The organism is Vibrio cincinnatiensis DSM 19608 (genome assembly GCF_900167345.1).
Taxonomy (GTDB): domain Bacteria; phylum Pseudomonadota; class Gammaproteobacteria; order Enterobacterales; family Vibrionaceae; genus Vibrio; species Vibrio cincinnatiensis.
In genome coordinates this window covers 274,265-294,132 of the sequence record NZ_FUXB01000003.1, presented here as the reverse complement: position 1 = coordinate 294,132, position 19,868 = coordinate 274,265, and the positions used below count along the sequence as shown (strand labels likewise).

Below are 19,868 nucleotides of genomic sequence, written 5' to 3'. Positions count from 1 at the left end.
GCTCTTGCAAACAAGCTCGGTCGGGTAGCATGGCACATCTTGGCGAAAAATAGTGAATACGATATTAATCAGGCATTTAAGCCTGTTTGACTAAAAATACTAAGTTCTAAGGAGATATCCTCAAGAAGCAACTGAGTTTGCAATAGCTGATGAATAAACGGTGAACCATCCTTACTACACTCTGATAACGCAACGAGGTTATTGAAACCGAGGCTTTGAAAAGACAGTGAGGAGCGGATTACATCATGGCGCAGGTCACATAGTAGACCTAGAAAGACGTCGGATATATGTTAGCGACCGTATCATTGAATCAGTCATTGCATCCTGAGGTGCGTCCATATATGTTGCGTCATTCAGTTGAACTTAATTATTGGATTTACTTTCTTTGCTGTCTTTAGACTTAATGAGTATTTAACCTTAGAGAGAATCAGTATTCAGTTAGATGCTGGTTATCAGATTGTATTTATAGATCCTCTAATACGGCAAACCCCCGATGTTGGTAGCATCGGGGGTTCTAATTTTTAGATTGATCGGTTGGTAAGGCCGGGTCATCTTATGTATACAAAAGGCTGGATTTTATCCAACGAATTCCTTGGTAGGGAATTAGATGCGGATGAAGTCCATGTGCTCAACTTTTGGCTTGAACACGTGACGTTGAACGTCTTGAGGCTTAACTTTCACTTCTTGGCCATCGATAACTAGGATGATGCCTTCGTAGAACTCAGGCTTGTCCATTTGGTTGATAACGTCATCGTGTTTCAGAGCGATAGAAACTGGCGCAGCTTCACCACCGTAAACGATAGCAGGGAATTGACCAGCGTGACGTAGGCGGCGGCTCGCACCTTTACCTAGCTCAGTACGTACTACTGCATTGAATTTCATAGTATTTACTCTCAAAATTAGTAAAAAACAAGGATAACAGCAACAATGCGACCTTGTGCTGTTGTATTGTTTTGAAAAACGAAAAATCGTTGTCATCAAAACGAGCGCGGATACTAGCATTCATAGAGATGATGAGCAATAAAAATCATCTGAAATAGGGACAAAGTAAGGGGATAATCTCTGTGCTTGGCGTTGGTTCGACATCACTTGGCTTGTGTAAGGCCTATTTTAACATGAACGGGTTAATTCATCATCAAAGATTTTATCTCGCAAACGCCAAAAGCGACCCTCTTTTCGTGCGATAACAAATTGTGGGGGGCGAAACCGGTGTTGATTTTCAACTACTTTACTGGGAGAGGCTGCGGTAAAAGGGCGATGTTTATCAGCCAGATGGGGGCGAACAAAACGTTGTTTGAATGTGGCTTTCTGTTTGATGGTGGTTAATGACCAAAATTCATGTACTAACGCATTATTTTCTCCCTGATAAGTCACTTTCAGGTGGTTTTTCCCTTGGTTATCTTTATGAACTGAGAGCTCCATTGACAAGCATTCAAACACTAACGCATCTTTTAAATTGAGCGCTTCTTTTAATTTTTTATCTGGGTCGACCAATGTGGCCTCACATTCATGACAAATTCGTGCGGCAATATCATTATCTGCGCCACATTCTGAACAATATTTGGCTCGAAAACGATAGCCACAATGTTCTCGTTCTCCGGTTTCCTTATCCTCGAAATAACCTTGGCAACGGCGTCCATAATGTTCAATTAGAAAGCCATTTTCATCTAATTTGCCCCAAAAGTTGTTATTAAAGCCACAAGCTGGGCAGGGGATAGTAATAATTTCACTGTTAGAGTCCGGTTTGGGATCACCGACTTCAGGTTGGTATAAGTCATAGCGATTTCCTGCGTAATCCAAAATCAGGCATTCTGTCTTTCCGGGTGATAATCTTAGGCCTCGACCAATAATTTGTTGATATAAACTGACCGATTCCGTGGGACGTAAGATGGCGATAAGATCCACATGAGGAGCATCAAACCCTGTAGTGAGTACGGATACATTGACTAAAAAAAGGATTTCTTGTTGTTTGAAACGCTGAATAATCAAATCACGTTCATGTGAAGGTGTTTCACCGATCACGATTGCCGCCTGTTCTGGAGGCAATAAGCTGAGGATTTCCTGAGCGTGGCGCACGGTAGCAGCAAAGATCATGACTCCCTGTTTTCCTTTTGCGAGCCTAATAACTTGTTCAATAATCTGTGGGGTGGCCCGCTTGGACTGCTCAATGACGAGATCGAGTTCAGATTCCTTATAACGTCCTGTACTGGTGGGCTTGATTTGTGAAAAATCATAACTGAGTACAGGGGCATCAATCAGCCTTGCGGGAGTTAAAAAGCCTTCATCGAGTAAGTAGTGAATGGGCAGCTCAAAGATACAATCTTGAAAGAAACGGGGCTCTTCACTGCGTACTAACCCTCGGGTGTGGTATTGATATATCCACCCCATGCCCAATCGATAAGGGGTAGCCGTTAAGCCAAGCACTTTCATTCCTGGGTTTAAGGATAAGAGGTGTGCAATAACTTTTTGGTAACTGCTATTTTTATCATCAGGGACACGGTGGCACTCATCAATGACGAGGAGCGAAAATTGATCCGTGAAATCTGTTAAATTACGTGCGACAGACTGAACCGAGGCGAAAACAACGGAATGATCGGTATCCTTTCGTCCTAATCCTGCGGAGTAAACTCCTCCAGTAAGCCCATAACCTTCATATTTGGCGTGATTTTGCTCAACCAATTCTTTGACATGCGCCAGAACTAACACGCGCCCTTTTGCTAAGCGAGCGAGTTCGGCGATGACAAGGCTTTTTCCTGCGCCTGTTGGTAATACGATCACCGCTGGTGTGGAGTGGTGACGAAAATAGTGAATCACGGCTTTGACGGAATCCGCTTGGTAAGGGCGTAGTGTATACATAACAATGAAAGATTAATTGTGTGAAATAGTTCAACTATTTTAAGCAAGGCTTGTATAATACCTGACTTAGAACAGATGAGGTATTCATGCGTTTAGATAAATTCCTGTGTGATGCGCTCGGCACCACACGCAAAGAATCGGCCAGCCTATTGAAAAGTGGTGAAGTCACCGTCGATGACATCGTACAAAAAAGTGGATCCTTTAAGGTCAAGAGCGATGCTTGCGTTGAATGGCAAGGCCGTTCTATTTGTTTAACCGGGCCTCGTTATATCATGTTACATAAACCGCAAGGGTATGTTTGTTCGCATGAAGACAGCTTTAATCAAACCGCTTTTGTTCTGCTTGATGAAGCAAACCTACGTGATTTACATTTTGCTGGGCGATTAGATGCCGATACAACAGGGTTGGTGTTAATCACCGATGACGGACAATGGTCACATCGCATTACTTCACCTAAACATCATTGCGAAAAAACTTATCGAGTGTGGCTTGCTGATCCTGTTGAACCACATTATGCAGAGCAGTTTGCTCTTGGTATTGAGCTGCGTAGTGAACGTGAATTAACACGTCCCGCTCAGTTAGAGATTATCGATGAAACACAAGTATTACTTACGATTCATGAAGGCAAATATCACCAAGTGAAAAGAATGTTTGCCGCGTTGGGTAATAAAGTGATTGGCTTGCATCGTGAACGTGTCGGCGAAATCGTGCTTGATGAAACGTTAGAACCGGGTGAGTACCGCCGGTTAACAGAACAAGAAATTGCCTCCGTGTGGAAATAGTTTTAGTTAGCCACACCCGACTCACTTTCTGTTATGTATAGGCCATTCGTGACGAAATGGCGGATTTTTTACCGCTTAATGATTATAACCACTCTGGAGAGTTATGACTTCCAAACATACGTCCCCCACGCCTAATGCGGCAAATATTGGCTTTTTATTATTTGTGGTGCTTGGTGCAATAGGGGCATTAACACCGTTAGCCATTGATATGTATTTGCCTGCCATGCCGTCGATCGCCAAAGATCTAGGAACCAGTGCAGGGGCGGTGCAAATTACCTTAACCGCCTATACCGCTGGGTTTGCTATCGGCCAATTACTGCATGGGCCTCTGGCGGATAGTTATGGGCGACGTCCTGTTATGTTGGTGGGCGTCTTTTTATTTGCGGTTGCTTCTTCTGTGAGCGCAACGACCGATGGTATTGAAGCTTTAACTTATATTCGAGCGGCGCAAGGGTTTGCTGGTGCGGCTGCGGCGGTGGTTATCCAAGCCGTTGTGCGAGATATGTTTGATCGTGAAGATTTTGCACGAGCCATGTCATTTGTTACTTTGGTTGTAACATTAGCACCGCTGGTCGCCCCAATGATTGGTGGGCACCTCGCTATTTGGTTTGGCTGGCGCTCAATTTTTTGGGTCTTGGCGATTTTTGCGATGATCGTGATGGCGATGGTGACGTGGATGATTCCTGAAACGTTAGCGGTTGAGAACCGGCAGCCGTTACGGTTGGGGAATACGTTACGTAACTATTTTCAACTTTGTCGTAGTGGGCAGGCGATGGGGCTTATTTTTGCTGGGGCATTCTCTTTTGCTGGCATGTTTGCCTTTTTAACGGCGGGATCTTTCGTCTACATTGATTTATATGGTGTAACCCCCAATGAATTTGGTTATCTATTTGGGCTTAATATTGTGGCGATGATAGCCATGACCAGCCTGAATGGTCGAATCGTGAAAAAAGTGGGCTCTCATGCCATGCTACGGTTTGGATTATTTATCCAATTAATGGCTGGCTGTGGTTTGTTGATTGGCTGGGGATTGGATTGGGGGTTATGGGGAACGGTACCGTTTGTTGTACTGTTTGTCGGTACTATTTCTACCATCGGTAGTAATGCCATGGGCCTATTGTTGAGTGGTTATCCACGAATGGCAGGAACCGCTTCTTCATTAGCCGGAACATTACGTTTTGGTACAGGTTCGGTGATTGGGGCCATTGTGGCGGCGATGCCGAGTGGGGTCGCGTGGCCGATGATTTTTATGATGGCGGCATGCTCTGTGTTGTCTGCCGGTTTTTATTGGATATTCGGAAGAAAAGCATAATGGCAAGTTATCATTTAGAAATTCAGCATGTTGTGAATAGTGCGCTGCAAGAATTAGCGCAAGAACATGCCTCTGGAAAATTGGTGGATGCTCCGGTAGCGAATAACCACTTCTTAGTACATTGGGTATCTAAATCATTAAAAAATCAACGTTTTCATCGTTGTGTAGGGAATGACTTAACCATTTGGCAAAAAGCAGGGCGTTCAAAGGGCAACCAAGCCGGGTTGTTACCGCTGTTTCAGCGCATTGCTGCTTATTATCAACACTTTTTTTATGATCAGGCGGATAACACGCTGACGGATAAAAAGATTGAATCCTTTTTGGATCAGATGGAGCAAGCGGGATGGGAAGTGTCAACCTCTGAGCCTTTGGTTGATTGTGGAAAGGTACAGCTCTTTACTGATGGACAAAATTCCTTAGCATTGTGTGCGACGCAGTGTGAATCTTGCTTTGAGGGGGAACGCCTAGTGAAACCGATGAGTTGGTTTGTCCGTGGTCATCATGCCGGGTTTATTGAAAAAGCGTTTGCAGCAGGGTTTATGTTACACAAACGCACTGACTATAAATCGAATGTGAAATACCATGGCGAATATCTTATTTTCCCAGATAACCAAGGCACGCAGTTAGCTGAAATTCCACTATCTTTCCAAGCCAAGCCTCAATTATCTTAAATGAAGATTTACTGACATTACCTTAAGCATTCGCTTTCTTTTTTGCTTTTCTCACGATTGCCCGTACCATGCCTTTGAAAATAAATAAATGGGCGGGCATCATAACAAACCAATAAAGCAGTCCAAGAAACCCTTGCGGATGCCACCAAGCGGTGACGGTCAATATGCGTTTACCTTCCTGTTCTTTAATCATAAATTCAAGTCGACCTAGCCCCGGCCCTTTCATACCAAACAGTAAAGATAAAAACTGACCTGATTCACAGCGGATGACTTTCCAAGAATCAATAAAATCGCCAACTTGTAACTCAGGCCCTTGTGGTCGACGGCGAATCGGGCGACTGGATCCGAATAATACATCTAACCATTCTCGGGTGCGCCATAAAGCATTCGCAAAAAAATACCCTTGCTGACGGCTTCCAATCGTTTTTATGACATGCCAAAGTTGCTCTCTGGTTGCCTCTGTCGTTATCGTGGCTCCCGTTTTTTTCGGATAAAACCCAAAACCGGGCTGCCAACGTTGCATAGCTCCAGAATCAAACCCCCACACATTACTGCGGATAAATTTTCCTTCTTGCTCGATGGTACTTTTTACTGCTTGCTTATAGGTGATCATCGGCTGAGGGTAGCGCTGATGTAGCTCACCAGTTTTGGCGACATAGTCATGCGCTAATCCGTCGAGTAGTGCGCGTCCAATATTCGAGGGTACAGAGGTGACAAGTCCAAGCCAGTAGGATGCCATACGAGGGGTGAGCAAACGGGTTGACCAGAGTCGAAAAGGTTTATTCGCTAATTGGCAAATAATACGAAATTGCTCTCGGTAACTGAGAATATCTGGGCCACCCGCTTCGAACTGTTGGTGAGCGAGGGGCGTTTCTTTAGCGAGTTTTAATAAATAATGGTTGAGGTTATGGAGCGCAATTGGGTTGGCTTTGGAGTCTACCCATTTGGGGGTAATTAAAATGGGTAAGTTATAGACAAAATCCCGCATGATTTCAAAAGCCGCTGACCCCGGGCCGATGATAACGCCTGCACGCAATTCCGTGATAGGCACTTGACTTTGGCGTAGAATTTCTCCGGTTTTCTGCCTTGCTAGTAAATGTTCGGAATGGCCGACAATGGGTTGTAATGCACTGAGATAAATCACATGTTGAACTTGGCTTTGATCTAATGCGAGACGAACATTTTCAGCAAGAGAAAGTTCGTAATCAACAAAGTCACCACCTTGAGCCATGCCATGAACCAGAAAGTAGACTAAGTCAAAATCACTCATGAGTTGGCTTGTTTTTGCTCGATCCGCGAGATCGAGGTGCGCAATGGTAAGCTGAGGATGAGTGGGTATACGGGCGGATAACTCCTCGACTTGTCGCGCTGTTGCAGTGACATTGTAACCTTCATGAAGGAGAAGCGGTACTAATTGCGAACCTACATAGCCTGATGCCCCTAACACTAATACCTTTTTCATGGTTATTCCTTTATATGGGCTAGTTTGAATTTATCGGGATGCGTATAATTTATCACTAGCCGTTTGGCCTCATTTCCAGATCTATCAGAGCTACCGATTCGAAAACTGTTTTGCCGATGATGAATGGCGGCAAATATCATGATACTTTTTTCACACATTGACTATAGAGGTGATCCGTTGTCTGCCATTTCTCAAGTGATATATTACACCAGAGGGGATTTTTTGCGTCGTTTGATCGCCATTGCCTTACCGATCAGTTTGCAAAGTATCATGTTTTCTAGCCGAGGCTTAGTGGATGTGCTGATGCTCGGTCAGCTTGGCGAGGCTGAAATTGCCGCTGTGGGTGTCGCTGCTAGAGCTACCTTTGTGACTACCATTATGTTGGTAGGCGTTACCACCGGAGGCGCGTTATTAACTGCCCAGTATTGGGGAGCCGCCAACCATCAAGGGGTACGGGAAAGTACCGCTCTGACTTGGTTGATTTCCATGTTCTTTGCTCTATTTACTGTCGCGCTCTTTTTACTGCTTCCTAGCCAGATCATGGGATTAACAACGGACTCGTTGCAAGTCAATGCGTTGGGGAGTCAATATCTGATTATTACCTCACTGAGTATGCTGGCTGTTGCTTGTGTAAGCAGTATGGCGGTAGGGCTGCGTGCGATGCACAAACCAGGAATTAGTACCTTTTTCAGTGGTATTGGTATTGTCGCCAACGTGATTCTTAACTGGGTGTTAATTTTTGGTAAATTGGGCTTCCCTGCTTTAGGGATTGAAGGGGCAGCCATCGCTACCGTATTAAGCGGGGCGATAGAAGTTGCTTGCTTGTATGGGTATCTTTATAGCAAAAATCACCTTTTGGCTTTTGGATGGAATGATATTAAAGCGGTGATGGTGTGGAAACCCATTGCCCGTTTTTTGAAACTCTCTTTGCCCACCACGTTCAATTTTTTGACTTGGGCTGGCGGGCTATTTGTTTACCATGCCATCATGGGACAAAGTGGTGTACAAGGTTTAGCGGCTTTATCGGTGATGACTCCCGTAGAGTCGATCTCTTTAAGCCTGTTAATTGGTATGTCGAATGCCGCCGCCGTTTTGGTGGGTAACCAGTTGGGGGCAAAGCAGTATGATGCGGTTTATTACCAAGCAATAGGGGTAACGATTTTAAGCTTTATCGCTGGTATTGTGGTTGCTATTGCCCTTTTTATTATCCAAATTCCTATTTTGAATGCCTTTAGTGCATTAACGGAAGAAACTCGCCAGTTAGCCGAAAAATTTATCATGATTTTGAGCGTGGGGATTGTGCTTCGATCGGTGCCGATGACGGTGATTGTTGGAGTACTCCGAGCGGGTGGGGATGTGAAATTTTGTCTGGCTCAAGATGTGTTGGCTCAATGGGTGATAGGAATTCCCCTCACGGCATTGGCAGCAATCTATTTCAACATCAAACCTGAATGGATTTATTTATTGTTTTTACTGGAAGAATTCATCAAATGGGGCGGTTCTATGTGGCGGATGTTTAGCAGAAAATGGATGCGTAATTTGATTGACAATTAGACTCTAACCACCAATTTGGTGCAATTGAATTCATATTCTGTGATCTCGAATCCAAAATACTTCCTACCGGAAGGGATTTAGTGTAGATTCTCAGTCCTATTTTGAGCAACGGTGAGTGATTTAATGTTACAGCTGATAGACCTGTGCAAAGGTTACGTGGATGGTGATGAATTCCACCCTGTGTTACAAGGTGCAGAGTTGACGTTAAATCGAGGAGATCAACTCGCGTTGATGGGGGAAAGTGGTTCTGGAAAAAGTACCCTGTTAAATTTAATCGCTGGACTTGATATTGCCGATTCGGGTGAAATTTGGTTTCCCGGCTTTGCGATGCATGATTGCCCTGAGAACAAACGAACGGCTTTTCGGCGCAATAATATTGGCCATATATTTCAACAATTTAATTTGTTACCGACGCTCAATGTCGCCGATAATATTCGTTTTTGTCGCCAGCTAAAAGGGCTACCAGAAGATCAGCGATTGCTGCGACAAATTCTCTCTTCATTAGACTTAATGCCTCTATTAGGCCGTTATCCTGAAGAGGTTTCAGGAGGGCAGCAGCAACGTGCCGCCATTGCTCGAGCTTTGTATATGGAACCTGCTTTGTTATTGGCTGATGAACCTACGGGAAGTTTAGATGAGCGTAACGCAGAAGCGGTCATGCGTTTACTGACCAGTTTAACTCGCCAATTAGATTGCGCTTTATTGCTGGTGACGCATAGTGAAAAAGTCGCGCAACACATGGCAGGATGTATCCGGCTACAAGGAGGGCGACTTCATGTTGTGGCCCGTAGTTAAAGCATTACTTGGGCATTATCGGCGCTATCCATTACAAATTTTTTTAGTCTGGCTTGGTTTAACCCTGAGTGTCTCCTTATTGGTGGGGGTCACCGCAATTAATCAACACGCGCAACAAAGTTATCAACACGGTGAGAAACTTTTCTCAAACCCTCTGCCTTACCGGATTCGCCCTAAACACATCGCCAATAAAATTCCCCAAGGTTTTTATGTGCAGCTTCGCCGAGAAGGTTTTCAGCAATGTGTTCCTTTTGATAATTATCGCCTCATGACTAAAAATGGGGTTGATATTACCCTACTAGGGATTGATACGGTGGCAATGCTGCCCATCAACAGTAATCGTTCATTATCTGAAATGGTTACCCTATCTTTGATGCGAGCACCGTATCCGATTCTTGTTAGCCAAGAGTTTGCCGCTATTCAAAAATGGAATGATGGTGATTTTATTTTATTAGAAGATGAAACCACCTTAGGCCCGATATCGGTTGACCGTCACGGCTTGATCAATGGTACTCGAGTTATCGCTGATCTTTCGTTAGTCAGAACGTTACGCAAAAGCGCTGGATTTTCTGTCATTGCGTGTGCAGAGATGCCAGAGAATAAGTTAGAAAAATTAGAGCGAAGCTTACCAAATGGTATGGCCTTAGTGCGCACATCTCGTTCTGAACTGGAAGCGTTAACGCGGGCATTTCACACCAATTTAACCTCTTTGGGTATGTTGTCTTTTTTAGTTGGGATGTTTATTTTTTATCAGGCGATGTCCCTCTCATTGATCCAGCGACAGCCTTTAGTCGGCGTGTTACGGCAAACCGGCGTTTCTGGCTGGCAGTTAGCTCAAGCGTTAGCGATAGAACTAATCGGATTAATCCTTTTCAGTTGGCTATGTGGGAATGTGCTCGGGTTACTATTAGCCAATCAACTCCTGCCGTCAGTGTCGGCCAGTTTAAGTAATTTGTATGATGCGCATGTTGGCCTCTCTATTAGTTGGAGTTGGAAGTGGAGTAGTTACAGCCTGCTTATGGCAATGATTGCGGCCTTGGTATCATGTACGTGGCCTTTGATTCGTTTACTGAAATCTCAACCTATTCGCCTCACTACACGTTTATCGCTGGTTCGATTTGCTGGATCGGAGTTCACCATACAAGCGTTGGGGGCTTGTGCTTTGCTGGTTGCCGCCCTTGCTGTGTATCAAGCGCCGAGAAGCCAAACCACAGGTTTTATCATTATTGGATTCATGTTATTAGGAGCAGCACTCCTTACGCCATATTTGATTTGGAAGTTATTTATCAGCTTCTCTTATACATTACGTTGGGTTAAGGTTCGCTGGTTTTTTGCCGATGCCGCCGCCAGTATGAGTTACCGAGGTGTTGCAACCATGGCCTTTATGTTGGCGATGGCCGCCAATATTGGTGTGGAAACCATGATTGGCAGCTTTAGACAAACTACCGATACTTGGTTGACGCAACGTTTAGCGGCCGATCTCTATCTTTATCCGACCAATAGCTCCGCAGCAAGAATGACGCAGTGGTTAAACCAACAGCCAGAAGTAAAAACCGTGTGGCATCGCTGGGAAAAGGATCTGATGAGTGATAAGGGGACCATTCAAGTGGTCAGTACTGGTTCGTCTGAAGGTGAGTTGCAATCGCTCACGGTCAAATTAGGTGTGCCTAATTATTGGTATCAATTGCATCATTCTCGTAGTGTGATGATCAGTGAGTCGATGGCACTAAGGTTGGGCATTCGCCCCGGCGATTACTTAGATCTGTCGATGCCATTGGGGCAAAGCTGGCTCGTTGTGGGGGTGTATTATGATTATGGTAACCCTTATCATCAGGTGTTGATGTCTCACAAAAACTGGCTCGAAGGTTTATCCAACAGTGGTAATGTTTCTTTAGGTGTCATACTGAAAAATAAGCAGGGAAGTGTTGAAGCATTAATCAATCGATTGGATGCTATTTTTAGACTGGATTCCGAGCGGATGTTTGATAATAGCAGCTTGCATAAACAAGCAATGCGCATTTTCGATCGAACGTTTGCGATTGCCGATAGTTTAGGCAATATCACGCTGTTTATCGCAATATGCGGTATTTTCTTTGCTACTTTAGCAGGAGAAGTCTCTCGTCAGCGGCATATATCATTACTGCGATGCTTGGGGGTATCAGGCAAAGAGCTGGTTATTATCGGTGCTTTGCAACTGTTTGTGTTTGGCATTATTTCGCTATTGATTGCATTACCATTAGGTTTAGCGTTGGCTAAGTTAGTGGTGGAAGTCGTCATTCGTGAAGCTTTTGGTTGGACCATTGAGTTACAAATGGTGCCTTCCGCTTATGCGAAAACGGGCGGGCTGTCTATGCTGGCTTTGATTATTTCAGGGGCGCTTCCCGTTATTCGTTTAGTGCGCCAAACGGCAATGAAATCATTGAGGGATGCCGTGTGAAAAAAGTGATAACGTGTCGAGTTTTCCTTATCTTGGCCATAGTTGCGGCTCTGCTTGGGGCGGTTGTTTATCGTACTTACCCCCATTTTCTCAGTGAAACTCATTCATCATTAGAAAGTAAATCCAGTCGTCTACTTTTGTCGAATGAAGATCAACGCTTTGCTTTAGTCTCTCCTGATAAGTCAGTGCGTTTACCACAGGATTTTGCCATTCATCCTGAATATCAACATGAGTGGTGGCATGTCTTTGCTAATGTTCGTGATGCAAAAGGCGAAGAATATGGAGTGCAGTGGAACTATTTCCGGGTTGCGAACGATGATCGGCAAGATACGGGGTGGCATAATTCCCAGTTATTTATCTCTCATGTCGTTATTTCTAACACCCAGCAATCGTGGAAAGATCAACGTATTGCCCGTGGTGGGATAGGTCAAGCGGATATGACGCAGCAACCTTTTCGTTTATGGATTGATAACTGGCAATGGCGCTCTCTGGGTTCCGGCCCCTTACCAAGCCAGTTAATGATCGAGACCGATAACTTTGGGGCGTCATTGCAGTTGGTGGCGAATGGCCCTTATGTCTTACCCGGAGAGAATGGATACCAGAGTCGAGATGATCATTCCTCTCTAGCTTCTTACTCTATTTATGCTCCATTTATTTCGGTGAAGGGAAAGCTTCAATTGGATCCTTACTCGGATGCTGTTTCAGTGGTAGGGGAGGCATGGGTGAGTAAAGTATGGGGCAGTGGATTACTTGGTGAAGGTCAACAAGGTTGGGATTGGTTTGTTCTTCACCTTGATAATAGCCGTACTTTAACCGTTATTCGCCATCGATACCGTAACCAGCGCCCTTATCTGTATGGAACTTTAGCCATGCGAGAGGGACGAACGGTGGTTTTATCTGACTCAGAAATTAACATTTCCTCACAGTCAGCAAGTACTATTGGGGGAGATAAAGTGCTGCCATTGCAGTGGAATATCTCTGTTCCAAGCCAAAATATTCACATTACCACCAAAGCTTTAAACCCGAATTTATGGCTTCCTTTTGCCCTTCCATATTGGGAGGGGCCGATTCATGCAACAGGGACCCATGAAGCTCGAGGCTTTATGCAATTAACGGGTTATTAGCACGGTTTTTCTTATTTCTCTAGAAGGCGGATGTGTCAATGAATTGAGTTTCATTTCTATAGAAACTGGATGCATCGCCCTTTCTAACATGACGGAATATACGTACATTAAAGTTCTATTATTCGGTTATTTCGAGTTATTCATTCATTACAAGCGATTTTTAAAGCGAACCTTCTCTGAGTAAACTCCTACTACCTTCTTGTTTTCCGTGTTGACAGTATTAAGTTTCCCATTCCTGTCTAAATTAGGTTCTTTTATCGTTTATTCTCAGAATAATTAAGGACGATTTCACCATGATTCATATGATTCGTAGTTTTTTAAAGTCGGAAGCGGCTGGTGGTGTTCTGCTTGTTATTGCCGCTATTTCGGCGATGTTGATTGCCAATTCACCACTTGATGAACTTTATCAACATTCATTACATGCCAGTTTTTTCGGCATGTCAGTTGCTCATTGGGTTAATGATGGTTTGATGGCTATCTTTTTCCTTCTCATAGGATTGGAAGTGAAACGTGAGTTGATTGATGGTTCACTAAAAACAAAAGAACAAGCACTTTTCCCTGCAATTGCAGCACTGGGTGGGATGTTAGCGCCTGCATTAGTGTATACGTTATTTAACTCTTCGGATCCAACAGCCAGCCAAGGTTGGGCGATTCCTGCGGCCACGGATATTGCGTTTGCGCTAGGGATCATGGCGTTACTGGGTAACCGTGTTCCAGTGAGTTTGAAAGCTTTCTTGCTTGCTTTAGCTATCATTGATGACTTGGGTGTCATCGTGATTATTGCTCTTTTTTATACGAGTGATTTGTCGGTTGTTGCCTTGACTCTTGGAGCGGCGGCGGCGGGAGGGCTTTATCTTCTTAATCGTTATCAAGTCTCAAAAATTACACCTTATATGGTGGTAGGCGCGATACTTTGGTATGCCGTTTTACAATCAGGTGTACATGCAACTTTGGCTGGCGTTATCGTCGGTTTCGCTATTCCTCTAAAAGTGAAGAAGGAGGGCGTTTCACCTCTGAAACATTTGGAACATACGCTCCATCCTTGGTCGACGTTTTTTATCCTACCATTATTTGCGCTGGCGAATGCTGGGATCTCACTCACCGGTATTTCAATGTCAGGGCTGACATCGACGTTACCTTTAGGGGTTGCGCTTGGCCTTTTTGTGGGCAAGCCTCTGGGGATTTTTACTTTTAGCTGGATTTCCGTAAAGTTGGGGATGACTAAGCTACCTGAAGGTATTGATATTAGGCATATTTTTGCAGTTTCTGTTTTGTGTGGTATTGGTTTTACGATGTCAATTTTTATCTCATCATTGGCATTTGGTAGTACCTATATTTTATTAGATAATTATGCCCGTTTAGGTATTTTAATGGGGTCAACAACCGCAGCATTGGCTGGTTATATGATGCTTCGAGCCACACTACCTAAACGCTTGGTGATGGATAAAGCCGTATTAGTGGAAGAGCAGAAACATGAATTTTAGACGCAAATTGGGTACTTAGTGTTTCAAGTGATGTCAGCTCTCTAGCGTGAGCTTGATCACTTATATAAGCTAAGACTCGATTGACAAAGAAAGCATAAAACCTAGTTTTATGCTTTCTTATTTTCTAAAGGCTCAGCTATTCTTTAGCTAACTTGTTTATAAATCATAAAAAATCGTGTTACGGTCATAATAAGGGATCGCACTCAGAGTTTGCTTCGTACTGAACTTAGCGTGAAATCGCATGATGGTTTGATGACATCTGATTTGAGAGTTCGGCAAGAGCTGTCCAATTCTGACGAGGAAGAGGAATATATGCGGCACAATAGAGTTTCGATAGTGGGGGATCATTAGATGCTATACGCATTAATGTCAGGATTTATTTTTGCTTTTTTTGTTCCATGGCTATATCGCCAATTGGGAGAACGTGCAGCGTGGTGGGTTGCGACGTTACCTGCACTGTTGTTTATTTATTTTCTTAGCTTTACTTCACAGATAGCTGGCGGTGAGGTTCTGCTGTTTTACTATGATTGGATCCCTTCATTGGGCATTTCGTTAGATTTGCGGCTTGATGGATTGAGTTTGCTCTTTGCTTTGTTGATCAGCGGTATTGGTACTTTGGTCATCATTTATGCAGGAAGTTATCTTTCTGGGCATCGTGATCAGCATAAATTGGTGATGTTTCTTTGTGCTTTTATGGGGGCAATGTTAGGTGTTGTTCTCTCTAATAATATCATGGCGATGTTTGTTTTTTGGGAACTGACCAGTATTACTTCTTATATGCTGATAGGTTTCAATCATGAACAAGAAAAATCAAGAAAATCAGCACTTCAAGGCTTATTCGTTACTGTTGGAGGCGGGCTTGCTTTAATGGCTGGGGTTATTCTGCTTGGGCAATTGGCAGGCAGTTACCAGTTTGATGAAATATTGGCACAAGGGGCGAATCTTCAACAGCAGCCCCTTTTTACTCCGATGCTATTGTTGATTCTAGCGGGAGCGTTCACTAAATCGGCTCAAACTCCTTTCCATTTTTGGTTACCAAATGCGATGGCTGCTCCAACGCCCGTCAGTTCATTTTTACATTCCGCGACAATGGTTAAAGCTGGTGTGTACCTATTAGCCCGTTTGCAGCCGGTGATGGTCGGTGATATGTACTGGACGGTACTGCTGACCAGTATCGGTGCGTTGACCATGTTCGTAGGCTCGTTAATGGCGGTGACGAGTACGGATTTAAAACGTATTCTAGCCTATACCACCGTGGCTTCTTTAGGAACATTAACATTACTGATTGGTATTGGTGGTGAATCCGCACTGACAGCCGCAATGGTTTTTTTACTGGCTCATGCGTTATATAAAGGGGCGCTGTTTATGGCAGCGGGAACCGTTGATCATGAAACGGGGACCAAAGATATTCGTCAACTTGGTGGCCTTAAACGCAGTATGCCTCATACCGCTTTTTTCATGTCATTGGCGGCACTTGCACTTGCGGGCGTTCCTCCAGTGCTTGGTTTTATAGCGAAAGAGTCCATGCTTGAAGGATTGCTCTCGAGTCCGTGGCAAAGTACTTTACTGCTGGTTGGCGTTATTTCTTCTATTTGTCTGGTGGCGAGTGCTGGATTACTGGTGATCAAACCGTTTTTTGGCTCTCAAGTGGCAACACCTAAAGCTCCTCATGAAGCCCCTTGGACGATGCGAATCGGATTTTCTCTGCTGGCTAGTTTTGGATTAATATTTGGTCTTATTCCCTCATTGATCGCTCCTTTGATCACTGCTGCGACCGCATCGGTGGTGGGTGAGTCGGTTAACCCTGTATCACTCTCACTATGGCATGGCTTTAATCTACCGTTATTGCTAAGTGCAATCGCCTTGAGTTTGGGATATCTGCTTTTTAAACACTGGGATCACTTAGCTCTTAAGGTTTCAGGCATGAAGCCACTACTCAATTATGGCCCAGAGAAAGGTTACGACATCGTAATGCGTGGTTTAGTCTTTTTTGCGAAATGGACGACGGGCAAAGTACAGAATGGTTATATGTCTAATTATATTTTGACCATTTTTATCTTTACGATTGTGTTAGTTGGATATGTGATTGCAACAAGAGTGGGATGGTATGGCACACTCGATTTCTCTGATTTAGAGATTTACGAGTTATTAGTGGCGGGAATCATTGTTGCGGTTGTGGGATATGCTTGTATTACGGAACAAAGGTTAGGTGCTGTTGCCGCAATTGGTGCATTAGGCTTTTGTATGGCTTTGATCTATGTCTTTTTCAGTGCCCCCGATCTAGCGATTACACAAATTCTCATTGAAACATTGACGGTGATTTTATTGGTTTTTGTCCTCTTTAAATTACCGAGATTCCAACGTTTATCCAGTTCTGATGTTCGTTGGCGTGATGCCTTTGTTGCCCTTGTATTTGGTGGCATGATGACATTGCTGGTGATGACGGTGACTCAATTTGCTGAACCGGATCGTATCAGTGATTACTTGATTGAGAACAGCTACCTGATTGCTAAAGGACGTAACATCGTCAACGTTATTTTAGTGGATTACCGAGCTTTAGATACGTTAGGTGAAATCTTCGTATTAGCATTGGCTGCGATTGGTGTGATGGCCATGATCAAATTGGAGAAAAAATCATGAAAACGGATTCGGCATTAATATTACAGGTCGCGGCACGTTTTCTTTTACCTATGTTGCTCCTGTTTTCCATTTTCTTATTGCTGCGTGGGCATAATGAACCGGGCGGGGGGTTTATTGCCGGGCTTGTTGCATCAAGTGCATTTGCCTTGCATCTGTTTGCCTTTACTCCAGTACAAACTCGCCAGTTAATGGGTGTTGATGGTGCCCAGTTGATGGGCGCTGGATTATTAACGGCAGTATTGAGTGGAATAATCGGTGTTATCCAATCGGGTAGTGCTTTTTTAACCAGTGTCTGGTGGAGCGTTTATTTACCGGGAGTGGGTGAATTGAAATTGAGCACCCCCCTATTGTTTGATATCGGTGTTTATCTGGTCGTCATTGGTATGGTGACCACACTGTTACTCACTCTAGCAGAAGTGGAGGAGTAAAAATGACAACATTATTTGCTTTTATTATTGGTGGTTTATATGCCGCAGCTTTATTTATGATGTTGCGGCGCAGTATTGTTAAGCTCGTGATTGGTTTGATGATTTTATCTAACGCGGCCAATTTACTCATTTTTACAGGAGGCGGACTCGTTCGTGGTGCTCCTCCATTGATACCTGAAGGAATGACTGTACCAGTACATGATATCGCCGATCCATTACCTCAAGCTTTAATTTTGACGGCGATAGTGATCAGCTTTGGCGTATTGGCTTTTGCTGTAGTACTGATTCACCGAGCCTATAAAGTGATAGGGGCTGATGATATGAACAAGATGACGAGTACAGATACCCAATGATGATGTTATTAATGCCTATTCTTATCCCTATGCTCACCGCGGCTATATCGATGATCATTTGGCGTCATCGAAAATTACAACGTTGGTTGAGTGTGTTTTCAAGTTCTGCGGTTTTGATTACGGCACTTATTTTATTTCACGATGTATACCTCAATGGTATTCAAGTGGTTTACCTTGGGGGGTGGCAAGCTCCATTTGGAATTTCGATGGTGGCCGATCTCCTCTCCTCAATTTTGGTGACGTCGACGGCTTTTGTTGCATTGTGTGTTTCAATTTATGCATTAGCTTCCATGAGTGAAGAGCATGAAGCATTCGGTTTTTATCCATTATTGCACTTGATGATTGCTGGGGTGATTGGCGCTTTTCTCACCGGAGATATTTTCAACCTATACGTTTGGTTTGAAATTATGTTAGTGGCTTCATTTGGGTTATTAATTTTAGGTGGTGAACGTGAGCAAATGGAAGGCGCGCTGAAATACGTCACGCTGAACCTACTTTCATCAGCCCTATTTTTATCAGCCATTGGGTTACTTTACGCTTATGCCGGCACCTTAAACATGGCTGATTTAGCACAGAAGTTGTCACTATCTGAAAATCCACAAATCGTCATTTTGATTTCGCTACTATTTTTAGTTGCGTTTGGAATAAAGGCGGCTGCGTTTCCGTTATTCTTTTGGTTACCAGCTTCTTATCATACCCCTCCGGTGGCGATCTCTGCTGCTTTTGCCGGCTTACTGACTAAGGTTGGTGTTTATTCTCTTTATCGAGTTTTTAGCCTTATTTTTATCAGTGATGTTGAGTTTACTCATCAAACGGTATTACTGTGGATGGGTATTTTCTCTATGGTCGTTGGGGTCTTAGGGGCGGCGGCTCAGTTTGAAGTTCGCCGTATTCTGGCTTTTCACAGTGTTAGCCAGATAGGTTATATGATTTTAGGGCTAGCGCTTTTTACTCCTCTTGCTGTCGCGGGGGGAATTCTTTATGTCGTTCACCATATGATCGTGAAGACAAACCTCTTCTTGATCAGTGGAGTCATGCATCGTCGTCATGGTAGCTATAAACTGGAAAAGTTAGGCGGGCTTTATCGTAGTGCCCCTATCTTGGCATTACTCTTTGCTATTAGCGCGGCTTCACTTGCTGGGCTTCCCCCATTTTCTGGATTTATGGCTAAGTATGTCGTGATTACTGGTGGGGTTGGTGCTCAGCAGTGGTTAGCTATCTTCTCTGCATTAGCCGTTGGCCTGCTAACGCTTTACTCTATGGTGAAAATTTGGGCAGAAGCATTTTGGAAGCCTTTACCTGATGGTGCTCAGACACTCTCACCAATGAGTGATAGTGAACGATTTTGCCTTTATTTCCCGATATTCTTAATGGTAATAATGACGGTGATCATTGGTTTAGGGGCGGAATGGTTTATTCAGCTAATGTTTGCAACTGCTGAGCAATTAATGAACCCTCAATATTATATTGATGCGGTACTAGGAGGTCAGAGATGAAAGCTTTTGGATGGAATATGCTGCTGGCCTTAGTCTGGCTCATACTCTCAGGAACCTACACTATCTCTAACTTATTTGCTGGCATGATCATGAGTTATGTGATTTTGGCTTACCTGTTAAGGGACAGTCCAACATTTGAAGCCTACTTTAATAAGTTACCTAAAGTGATTAGTTTTGGGCTGTTCTTTGTTTGGGATCTCATTAAAGCTAATGGGCGAGTCGCTTACGATGTGTTAACGCCGACCCATTTAATGAAACCTGCAGTGATTGCCATTCCTTTAGAATTAAGGGATGAGGGAGCCATCACTATGTTCGCCACTTTAATTACCGTGACACCTGGTTCATTAGCATTGGATGTAGCGACGGACAGAAGTGTACTCTATGTCCATCTCATGTACTTTGAAGATGAAGTTCGTCAGATTGAAGAATTTAAGCGCTTAGAGGCGCGAGTAATAGACTTGTTGGGGTAAATTA

Annotated in this window: 16 protein-coding genes; 13 read left to right on the top strand and 3 right to left on the bottom strand. The window is 43.9% G+C overall.

Going from position 1 to position 19,868, the window contains the following annotated elements:
• Window positions 1–603: 603 nt before the first annotated feature.
• Both rplY and radD read right to left on the bottom strand, forming a co-directional pair.
• Window positions 604–882 (bottom strand): 50S ribosomal protein L25, encoded by a 279-nt coding sequence (gene rplY, locus B5D54_RS04140; protein WP_078925213.1) that lies wholly within the window; start codon window positions 880–882, stop codon window positions 604–606.
• Window positions 883–1,110: 228 nt separating this feature from the next.
• Window positions 1,111–2,856: a DNA repair helicase RadD gene (gene radD / locus B5D54_RS04135; RefSeq protein WP_078925212.1), complete on the bottom strand. Its 1,746-nt coding sequence runs from the start codon at window positions 2,854–2,856 to the stop codon at window positions 1,111–1,113.
• An 86-nt stretch (window positions 2,857–2,942) separates the two neighbouring features.
• On the opposite strand from radD, the gene rsuA reads away from it, so the two are divergent.
• The 3 genes from rsuA (at window position 2,943) to B5D54_RS04120 (ending at window position 5,621) form a co-directional block, all read left to right on the top strand.
• Window positions 2,943–3,638, top strand: coding sequence for a 16S rRNA pseudouridine(516) synthase RsuA (gene rsuA, locus B5D54_RS04130; protein WP_078925211.1), 696 nt, complete (start codon window positions 2,943–2,945; stop codon window positions 3,636–3,638).
• Window positions 3,639–3,741: 103 nt separating this feature from the next.
• Window positions 3,742–4,950 carry a Bcr/CflA family multidrug efflux MFS transporter gene (locus B5D54_RS04125; protein WP_078925210.1) on the top strand — a complete coding sequence of 403 codons (1,209 nt, stop codon included), beginning with the start codon at window positions 3,742–3,744 and terminating at the stop codon, window positions 4,948–4,950.
• Complete coding sequence (locus B5D54_RS04120) at window positions 4,950–5,621, top strand: DUF2913 family protein (protein WP_078925209.1); 672 nt, start codon at window positions 4,950–4,952, stop codon at window positions 5,619–5,621. The genes B5D54_RS04125 and B5D54_RS04120 overlap by 1 nt, the downstream gene beginning before the upstream one ends.
• A gap of 22 nt (window positions 5,622–5,643) precedes the next feature.
• Here B5D54_RS04120 and B5D54_RS04115 read toward each other — a convergent pair whose 3' ends face one another.
• The gene (locus tag B5D54_RS04115; protein WP_078925208.1) at window positions 5,644–7,083 is read right to left on the bottom strand and encodes a DUF2867 domain-containing protein; all 1,440 of its coding nucleotides are present in this window, start codon (window positions 7,081–7,083) and stop codon (window positions 5,644–5,646) included.
• A gap of 138 nt (window positions 7,084–7,221) precedes the next feature.
• Between B5D54_RS04115 and B5D54_RS04110 the strand changes: the two genes are divergently transcribed.
• The 10 genes from B5D54_RS04110 (at window position 7,222) to B5D54_RS04065 (ending at window position 19,864) form a co-directional block, all read left to right on the top strand.
• Window positions 7,222–8,637 (top strand): MATE family efflux transporter, encoded by a 1,416-nt coding sequence (locus B5D54_RS04110; protein WP_458860760.1) that lies wholly within the window; start codon window positions 7,222–7,224, stop codon window positions 8,635–8,637.
• 123 nt (window positions 8,638–8,760) lie between these two features.
• The gene (locus B5D54_RS04105) at window positions 8,761–9,432 is read left to right on the top strand and encodes an ABC transporter ATP-binding protein (protein ID WP_078925207.1); all 672 of its coding nucleotides are present in this window, start codon (window positions 8,761–8,763) and stop codon (window positions 9,430–9,432) included.
• On the top strand, window positions 9,413–11,869 hold the full coding sequence (locus tag B5D54_RS04100; RefSeq protein ID WP_078925206.1) for an ABC transporter permease: 2,457 nt from the start codon (window positions 9,413–9,415) through the stop codon (window positions 11,867–11,869). The genes B5D54_RS04105 and B5D54_RS04100 overlap by 20 nt, the downstream gene beginning before the upstream one ends.
• On the top strand, window positions 11,866–12,993 hold the full coding sequence (locus B5D54_RS04095; protein WP_238843260.1) for a lipocalin-like domain-containing protein: 1,128 nt from the start codon (window positions 11,866–11,868) through the stop codon (window positions 12,991–12,993). The genes B5D54_RS04100 and B5D54_RS04095 overlap by 4 nt, the downstream gene beginning before the upstream one ends.
• Window positions 12,994–13,286: 293 nt before the next feature.
• Window positions 13,287–14,477, top strand: a complete 1,191-nt coding sequence (nhaA, locus tag B5D54_RS04090; RefSeq protein ID WP_078925205.1) for a Na+/H+ antiporter NhaA — start codon at window positions 13,287–13,289, stop codon at window positions 14,475–14,477.
• Window positions 14,478–14,828: 351 nt separating this feature from the next.
• Window positions 14,829–17,117: a putative monovalent cation/H+ antiporter subunit A gene (locus tag B5D54_RS04085; protein WP_078925204.1), complete on the top strand. Its 2,289-nt coding sequence runs from the start codon at window positions 14,829–14,831 to the stop codon at window positions 17,115–17,117.
• Window positions 17,114–17,545 (top strand): Na+/H+ antiporter subunit B, encoded by a 432-nt coding sequence (locus B5D54_RS04080; protein WP_078925203.1) that lies wholly within the window; start codon window positions 17,114–17,116, stop codon window positions 17,543–17,545. Before B5D54_RS04085 ends, B5D54_RS04080 begins: the two co-directional genes overlap by 4 nt.
• Before the next feature lie 2 nt (window positions 17,546–17,547).
• Window positions 17,548–17,898 carry a Na+/H+ antiporter subunit C gene (locus tag B5D54_RS04075; protein WP_078925202.1) on the top strand — a complete coding sequence of 117 codons (351 nt, stop codon included), beginning with the start codon at window positions 17,548–17,550 and terminating at the stop codon, window positions 17,896–17,898.
• The gene (locus B5D54_RS04070; protein ID WP_078925221.1) at window positions 17,898–19,394 is read left to right on the top strand and encodes a Na+/H+ antiporter subunit D; all 1,497 of its coding nucleotides are present in this window, start codon (window positions 17,898–17,900) and stop codon (window positions 19,392–19,394) included. The genes B5D54_RS04075 and B5D54_RS04070 overlap by 1 nt, the downstream gene beginning before the upstream one ends.
• Window positions 19,391–19,864, top strand: coding sequence for a Na+/H+ antiporter subunit E (locus tag B5D54_RS04065; protein WP_078925201.1), 474 nt, complete (start codon window positions 19,391–19,393; stop codon window positions 19,862–19,864). The genes B5D54_RS04070 and B5D54_RS04065 overlap by 4 nt, the downstream gene beginning before the upstream one ends.
• Window positions 19,865–19,868 lie beyond the last annotated feature (4 nt).

What these genes read in the sequence shown, in the direction of transcription:
- B5D54_RS04075 (WP_078925202.1), top strand. Translation starts at nt 17,548, where the DNA reads ATGACAACATTATTTGCTTTTATTATTGGTGGTTTATATGCCGCAGCT.
- B5D54_RS04070 (WP_078925221.1), top strand. Translation starts at nt 17,898, where the DNA reads ATGATGTTATTAATGCCTATTCTTATCCCTATGCTCACCGCGGCTATA.
- B5D54_RS04115 (WP_078925208.1), bottom strand. Translation starts at nt 7,083, where the DNA reads ATGAAAAAGGTATTAGTGTTAGGGGCATCAGGCTATGTAGGTTCGCAA.
- B5D54_RS04100 (WP_078925206.1), top strand. Translation starts at nt 9,413, where the DNA reads ATGTTGTGGCCCGTAGTTAAAGCATTACTTGGGCATTATCGGCGCTAT.
- radD (WP_078925212.1), bottom strand. Translation starts at nt 2,856, where the DNA reads ATGTATACACTACGCCCTTACCAAGCGGATTCCGTCAAAGCCGTGATT.
- B5D54_RS04125 (WP_078925210.1), top strand. Translation starts at nt 3,742, where the DNA reads ATGACTTCCAAACATACGTCCCCCACGCCTAATGCGGCAAATATTGGC.
- rsuA (WP_078925211.1), top strand. Translation starts at nt 2,943, where the DNA reads ATGCGTTTAGATAAATTCCTGTGTGATGCGCTCGGCACCACACGCAAA.
- B5D54_RS04105 (WP_078925207.1), top strand. Translation starts at nt 8,761, where the DNA reads ATGTTACAGCTGATAGACCTGTGCAAAGGTTACGTGGATGGTGATGAA.
- B5D54_RS04120 (WP_078925209.1), top strand. Translation starts at nt 4,950, where the DNA reads ATGGCAAGTTATCATTTAGAAATTCAGCATGTTGTGAATAGTGCGCTG.
- rplY (WP_078925213.1), bottom strand. Translation starts at nt 882, where the DNA reads ATGAAATTCAATGCAGTAGTACGTACTGAGCTAGGTAAAGGTGCGAGC.
- B5D54_RS04085 (WP_078925204.1), top strand. Translation starts at nt 14,829, where the DNA reads ATGCTATACGCATTAATGTCAGGATTTATTTTTGCTTTTTTTGTTCCA.
- B5D54_RS04065 (WP_078925201.1), top strand. Translation starts at nt 19,391, where the DNA reads ATGAAAGCTTTTGGATGGAATATGCTGCTGGCCTTAGTCTGGCTCATA.
- B5D54_RS04110 (WP_458860760.1), top strand. Translation starts at nt 7,222, where the DNA reads ATGATACTTTTTTCACACATTGACTATAGAGGTGATCCGTTGTCTGCC.
- nhaA (WP_078925205.1), top strand. Translation starts at nt 13,287, where the DNA reads ATGATTCATATGATTCGTAGTTTTTTAAAGTCGGAAGCGGCTGGTGGT.
- B5D54_RS04080 (WP_078925203.1), top strand. Translation starts at nt 17,114, where the DNA reads ATGAAAACGGATTCGGCATTAATATTACAGGTCGCGGCACGTTTTCTT.